The 5396-nt window shown below is 49.0% G+C and carries 9 protein-coding genes; 5 read left to right on the top strand and 4 right to left on the bottom strand.

All coding sequences use genetic code 11. The annotated features are described in order from the left end of the window. On the bottom strand, window positions 1-225 hold a 225-nt coding region (locus QZF50_RS22365), incomplete at its 3' end, for a LysR family transcriptional regulator (protein ID WP_146710038.1). 106 nt (window positions 226-331) lie between these two features. Here QZF50_RS22365 and QZF50_RS22360 point away from each other — a divergent pair. Further along, on the top strand, window positions 332-1585 hold the full coding sequence (locus QZF50_RS22360; RefSeq protein WP_000091840.1) for an MFS transporter: 1254 nt from the start codon (window positions 332-334) through the stop codon (window positions 1583-1585). A gap of 48 nt (window positions 1586-1633) precedes the next feature. On the opposite strand, the gene QZF50_RS23770 is transcribed toward QZF50_RS22360, so the two are convergent. Then, the gene (locus QZF50_RS23770) at window positions 1634-1738 is read right to left on the bottom strand and encodes a hypothetical protein (RefSeq protein WP_001351109.1); all 105 of its coding nucleotides are present in this window, start codon (window positions 1736-1738) and stop codon (window positions 1634-1636) included. Between the two features lie 270 nt (window positions 1739-2008). On the opposite strand from QZF50_RS23770, the gene asr reads away from it, so the two are divergent. The 3 genes from asr (at window position 2009) to QZF50_RS22345 (ending at window position 3414) form a co-directional block, all read left to right on the top strand. After that, entirely contained in the window at window positions 2009-2317 is a 309-nt protein-coding gene (gene asr, locus QZF50_RS22355; RefSeq protein WP_001342195.1) for an acid resistance repetitive basic protein Asr, read from the top strand. Window positions 2318-2409: 92 nt separating this feature from the next. Next, a complete protein-coding gene (locus QZF50_RS22350) occupies window positions 2410-2493 on the top strand; it encodes a hypothetical protein (protein ID WP_000233090.1) in 84 nt (27 codons plus the stop codon). A gap of 99 nt (window positions 2494-2592) precedes the next feature. Then, the gene (locus tag QZF50_RS22345; protein WP_001260855.1) at window positions 2593-3414 is read left to right on the top strand and encodes a serine protease; all 822 of its coding nucleotides are present in this window, start codon (window positions 2593-2595) and stop codon (window positions 3412-3414) included. A gap of 38 nt (window positions 3415-3452) precedes the next feature. Here the strand turns inward: QZF50_RS22345 and mdtI are convergent, their stop codons facing one another. Both mdtI and mdtJ read right to left on the bottom strand, forming a co-directional pair. Beyond that, window positions 3453-3782, bottom strand: coding sequence for a multidrug/spermidine efflux SMR transporter subunit MdtI (gene mdtI, locus QZF50_RS22340; RefSeq protein WP_290389000.1), 330 nt, complete (start codon window positions 3780-3782; stop codon window positions 3453-3455). After that, the gene (gene mdtJ / locus QZF50_RS22335) at window positions 3769-4134 is read right to left on the bottom strand and encodes a multidrug/spermidine efflux SMR transporter subunit MdtJ (RefSeq protein WP_000276149.1); all 366 of its coding nucleotides are present in this window, start codon (window positions 4132-4134) and stop codon (window positions 3769-3771) included. Before mdtJ ends, mdtI begins: the two co-directional genes overlap by 14 nt. A gap of 411 nt (window positions 4135-4545) precedes the next feature. On the opposite strand from mdtJ, the gene tqsA reads away from it, so the two are divergent. After that, window positions 4546-5396 (top strand): AI-2 transporter TqsA (gene tqsA / locus QZF50_RS22330; RefSeq protein ID WP_290388999.1); only part of this gene is annotated, 851 nt, incomplete at its 3' end.

Below are 5396 nucleotides of genomic sequence, written 5' to 3'. Positions count from 1 at the left end.
AGACAGGATTTGCCGACTATCTGCAAGAAACTGTTTTCCTGCTGCCGTCAGCAATACACTGCGATTGGTTCGTGCCAGCAGTCGGGCACCAATTTGTTGCTCCAGCGCCTGAATCTGCTGACTTAGCGGCGGTTGCGAAATATTCAGGCGGGCAGCGGCGCGCCCGAAATGCAGCTCTTCCGCAACAGCAACAAAGTAACGCAGATGACGAAGTTCAATATTCATATTTAAAACATCTTATTTGAGATTATTAATATATTAGACAGAACAATTCGATTTTCCTAACCTATGTATAAGCCTGATCCACAGGCATATTTAGCAAGGATTTCAAGTGAGCCGTACTACAACTGTTGATGGCGCTCCGGCAAGCGACACTGACAAGCAAAGCATTTCTCAGCCAAATCAATTTATTAAACGCGGTACGCCGCAATTTATGCGCGTCACCCTGGCGCTGTTCTCTGCCGGACTGGCAACATTTGCACTTCTCTATTGTGTGCAGCCTATCCTTCCGGTGCTTTCGCAGGAGTTTGGCTTAACGCCCGCGAACAGTAGTATTTCACTGTCCATTTCCACGGCGATGTTGGCTATTGGTTTGCTGTTTACTGGCCCCCTATCCGATGCCATTGGTCGCAAACCAGTGATGGTCACGGCGCTACTGTTGGCCTCCATTTGTACGTTACTTTCGACAATGATGACCAGCTGGCACGGCATTTTGATTATGCGCGCCTTGATTGGGCTTTCGTTAAGTGGCGTGGCAGCTGTTGGCATGACTTATCTTAGCGAGGAAATCCACCCCAGTTTCGTGGCCTTTTCGATGGGGTTGTATATCAGCGGCAACTCAATTGGCGGCATGAGCGGACGCTTAATTAGTGGTGTCTTCACGGACTTTTTCAACTGGCGAATTGCTCTGGCGGCAATCGGTTGTTTCGCGCTGGCCTCGGCGTTGATGTTCTGGAAAATCCTTCCGGAATCACGCCATTTTCGCCCGACTTCGCTGCGCCCTAAGACGTTATTTATCAACTTTCGTCTGCACTGGCGTGACCGGGGATTACCGTTATTGTTCGCAGAAGGCTTTTTGCTGATGGGGTCGTTCGTCACGCTGTTTAATTACATCGGCTATCGGTTGATGCTTTCCCCCTGGCATGTCAGTCAGGCCGTGGTTGGCTTATTATCGCTGGCTTATTTGACCGGTACATGGAGCTCACCCAAAGCCGGAACCATGACCACCCGCTACGGGCGCGGTCCGGTGATGTTGTTTTCGACGGGGGTTATGCTGTTTGGTTTACTGATGACCTTATTCAGCTCGCTGTGGCTGATCTTTGCCGGAATGTTACTCTTCTCAGCAGGATTCTTCGCAGCCCACTCAGTTGCCAGCAGCTGGATTGGCCCCCGCGCAAAACGCGCTAAAGGCCAGGCCTCCTCGCTGTATCTGTTCAGTTACTATCTGGGGTCGAGTATTGCCGGGACGCTGGGTGGTGTTTTCTGGCATAACTATGGCTGGAACGGCGTCGGCGCATTTATTGCTCTGATGCTGGTCATTGCTCTGCTGGTCGGGACGCGTTTGCATCGTCGTCTGCACGCCTGAAAAATAAGCCCGGACTGCGGTAACTACACGTCCGGACTTATTGCTTGCTCAAACCAACGTTAATAGCCATCCTAAAATAGACGAAGCGCCAGCCAATTCCCGCAGCGCGTCTAGCGTCATCAGGATTATAAGTACCCAAATAAACGGATTCATTTTGCTGTGTGTCATTTATTACTGATGCGCAGTTATTCTACCGCTTTGTAAGTAGTAAAATAGTTAACCCGATCAAGACTACTATTATTGGTAGCTAAATTTCCCTTAAGTCACAATACGTTATTATCAACGCTGTAATTTATTCAGCGTTTGTACATATCGTTACACGCTGAAACCAACCACTCACGGAAGTCTGCCATTCCCAGGGATATAGTTATTTCAACGGCCCCGCAGTGGGGTTAAATGAAAAAACAAATTGAGGGTATGACAATGAAAAAAGTATTAGCTCTGGTTGTTGCCGCTGCTATGGGTCTGTCTTCTGCCGCCTTTGCTGCAGAGACTGCGACCACACCTGCTCCGACTGCGACGACCACCAAAGCAGCGCCGGCGAAAACGACACATCATAAAAAACAGCATAAAGCAGCACCTGCCCAGAAAGCGCAGGCGGCTAAAAAGCATCATAAAAATACGAAAGCTGAACAGAAAGCCCCTGAACAAAAAGCGCAGGCAGCGAAGAAACACGCCGGGAAACACAGCCATCAGCAACCGGCAAAACCTGCTGCACAACCCGCAGCGTAAGTTTTCAACAGTAATGCTGGCGCGCCCCCTCGCGCCTGAAAATTACGGTGCTAAGCGGGTAACGTTTAGCACCGCCTTTAGCGGAGGGTAGTATGGTGGGCCGTTATCGCTTTGAGTTCATTCTTATCATCCTTATTTTATGCGCACTGATTGCCGCCCGTTTTTATCTTTCCTGACTGTAGTTATCTGATTTTACTCCCACTTTCATCCCGTCCCGTCTATAGTATTTATGAGGGTTTGCTTTTAATAATCATAATTACCCACCAGAGTGTGATATGCGTACAACCATTGCTGTAGTGTTGGGTGCAATTAGTTTGACGTCTGCTTTTGTGTTTGCAGATAAACCAGACGTTGCCAAATCGGCAAACGATGAGGTCAGCACCCTGTTTTTTGGTCATGATGATCGTGTGCCAGTGAATGACACGACCCAATCACCGTGGGATGCGGTTGGGCAACTGGAAACGGCCAGCGGCAATTTGTGTACGGCGACGCTGATTGCACCCAATCTGGCATTAACGGCAGGACACTGTTTATTGACACCTCCAAAGGGTAAAGCCGATAAAGCAGTGGCGCTGCGTTTTGTGTCAAATAAAGGTCTTTGGCGCTATGAGATCCACGACATAGAAGGCCGCGTTGATCCGACACTGGGAAAGCGGTTAAAAGCAGATGGGGATGGTTGGATTGTTCCTCCCGCAGCTGCACCATGGGACTTCGGCTTGATTGTGCTGCGTAATCCCCCTTCTGGCATTACACCGTTGCCGTTATTTGAGGGAGATAAAGCCGCGCTTACTGCCGCATTAAAATCGGCTGGTCGTAAAGTGACTCAGGCGGGATATCCTGAAGATCATCTCGATACGTTATACAGTCATCAAAACTGTGAAGTGACTGGCTGGGCGCAAACGTCGGTGATGTCACATCAGTGCGATACCTTGCCGGGTGACAGCGGTTCGCCTCTGATGTTGCATACCGATGACGGCTGGCAATTAATTGGGGTGCAAAGTTCGGCTCCTGCCGCGAAAGATCGCTGGCGCGCCGATAACCGGGCCATTTCTGTTACCGGTTTTCGCGACAAGCTGGATCAACTGTCGCAAAAATAATGTTCAAACGCTGCCCGACAGCGCGGGCAGCGTCTTCATCAGGCAAGTTTCACCATGATCATTCCAGCCAACAGCAAGACCAGGCCAATCCAGCCTTTACGATTTAACCGTTGACCAAACAAGATCCAACCTGCGGCTAACGTGGCGGCAATACCAAACCCGCCCCACAATGCATAAGCGACAGACAAGTCGATCCCTTTTACGGCCTGAGAAAGCGCACTAAAGGCAGCCAGCACCGCCGCCAGGGAGAGCAAGCCAAATATTTTGCGACGAAAGCCGTCAGAAAATTTCAAAAAGACGTTAGCAACGATTTCCTGCACGATTGCCAATGCCAGCCAGGCGGCGTGACCCCATTCAAACTGCGCCATGGTTCACCTCCAGTTCAGGTTTACGCGCTTTACGGGTACCTGATTTGATCAACACAATCCCGGCGACCAGGGTGGTTAACCCGGCAATTTTCATCAGCGATAAACTTTCGTCGAATAACAAAACGCTAAACAAGGTAATAAATAAAATACCGATACCTTCCCACAGCGCATAAGCTACGCCTAAGGCGATCTTTTTAACGGCGAAAGAGAGAAATATATACGACAGAGAAATCATCACCAGCATTAAAATAAAGCCGCCATTTCCCTCACTGACGCTCGCCCATTTCATTGACAGCGTACCGGTAATTTCTGTAGCAATAGCCAGGCCTAATAAAATCCAATAAATATACATTGTCCTTCTCCTGCAAGAGAATTATTTTAATTTTCGCTTAATTCAGCGAAACCAAAGTAAAGTGGTCAAGCCCCGCGCATAGGGCAAGCTTAGGCAGAAGAAAGGACTAAAGCGCGTTGCGCCAGTGCTGCTCACCTACGAGCAAGATAGTGGATGAGGTACGAAGATGGGTAAATGTTGAAAATAACGTCCTGAACAAATTGTCCATAATATTACAATTATCCGCAGTGTTGCTTCTCGTCATCGCGGATGATAATTGTCCTCGGTAGTTGAACACGCCTGATTTGTATCATAGCTTAAGAATTAACTCAAAATATTTTCACTTCTTTACCTGAGCGGTTTGATTTTCGTTATGATGACGGAGCGAAAAAGACATTATTATTAGCAAAGGAAGAAAAAACGGGGACAAGCATGGCAAAGCCGATCATCACGCTCAATGGCCTAAAAATCGTCATTATGTTGGGAATGCTGGTCATTATTCTCTGCGGTATCCGTTTTGCCGCCGAGATCATCGTGCCGTTTATTCTCGCATTATTTATTGCTGTTATTCTTAACCCGCTGGTGCAACACATGGTCCGCTGGCGAGTGCCGCGTGTACTGGCGGTGTCGATTTTGATGACCATCATCGTGATGGCGATGGTGTTGCTATTAGCTTATCTGGGTTCCGCGCTCAACGAGTTGACGCGGACGTTACCGCAATATCGCAACTCTATTATGACGCCGCTGCAAGCTCTTGAGCCGTTGTTGCAACGCGTAGGGATTGACGTCTCAGTTGACCAGCTGGCGCATTACATTGATCCGAACGCGGCGATGACGTTGCTCACCAACTTATTGACGCAGTTATCTAATGCCATGTCATCAATATTTTTATTGCTGCTGACGGTGCTGTTTATGCTGCTCGAAGTGCCACAATTGCCCGGAAAATTTCAGCAAATGATGGCGCGTCCGGTTGAAGGGATGGCGGCGATTCAACGTGCAATTGACAGTGTTTCTCATTATCTGGTGCTGAAAACAGCCATCAGCATCATCACCGGCCTGGTCGCCTGGGCGATGCTCGCCGCACTCGATGTTCGCTTCGCTTTTGTCTGGGGATTGCTGGCCTTTGCGCTTAATTACATCCCTAATATTGGTTCAGTTCTCGCGGCAATCCCCCCTATCGCTCAGGTACTGGTGTTTAATGGCTTCTACGAAGCGTTGCTGGTGCTGGCGGGATATCTGCTGATTAATCTGGTCTTCGGCAATATTCTGGAGCCGCGCATCAT

This window comes from uncultured Escherichia sp. (assembly GCF_948475835.1).
Lineage (GTDB): Bacteria > Pseudomonadota > Gammaproteobacteria > Enterobacterales > Enterobacteriaceae > ECMA0423.
The sequence above is the reverse complement of the archived record's forward strand: the minus strand, read 5'-3'. Positions and strand labels throughout refer to the sequence as shown.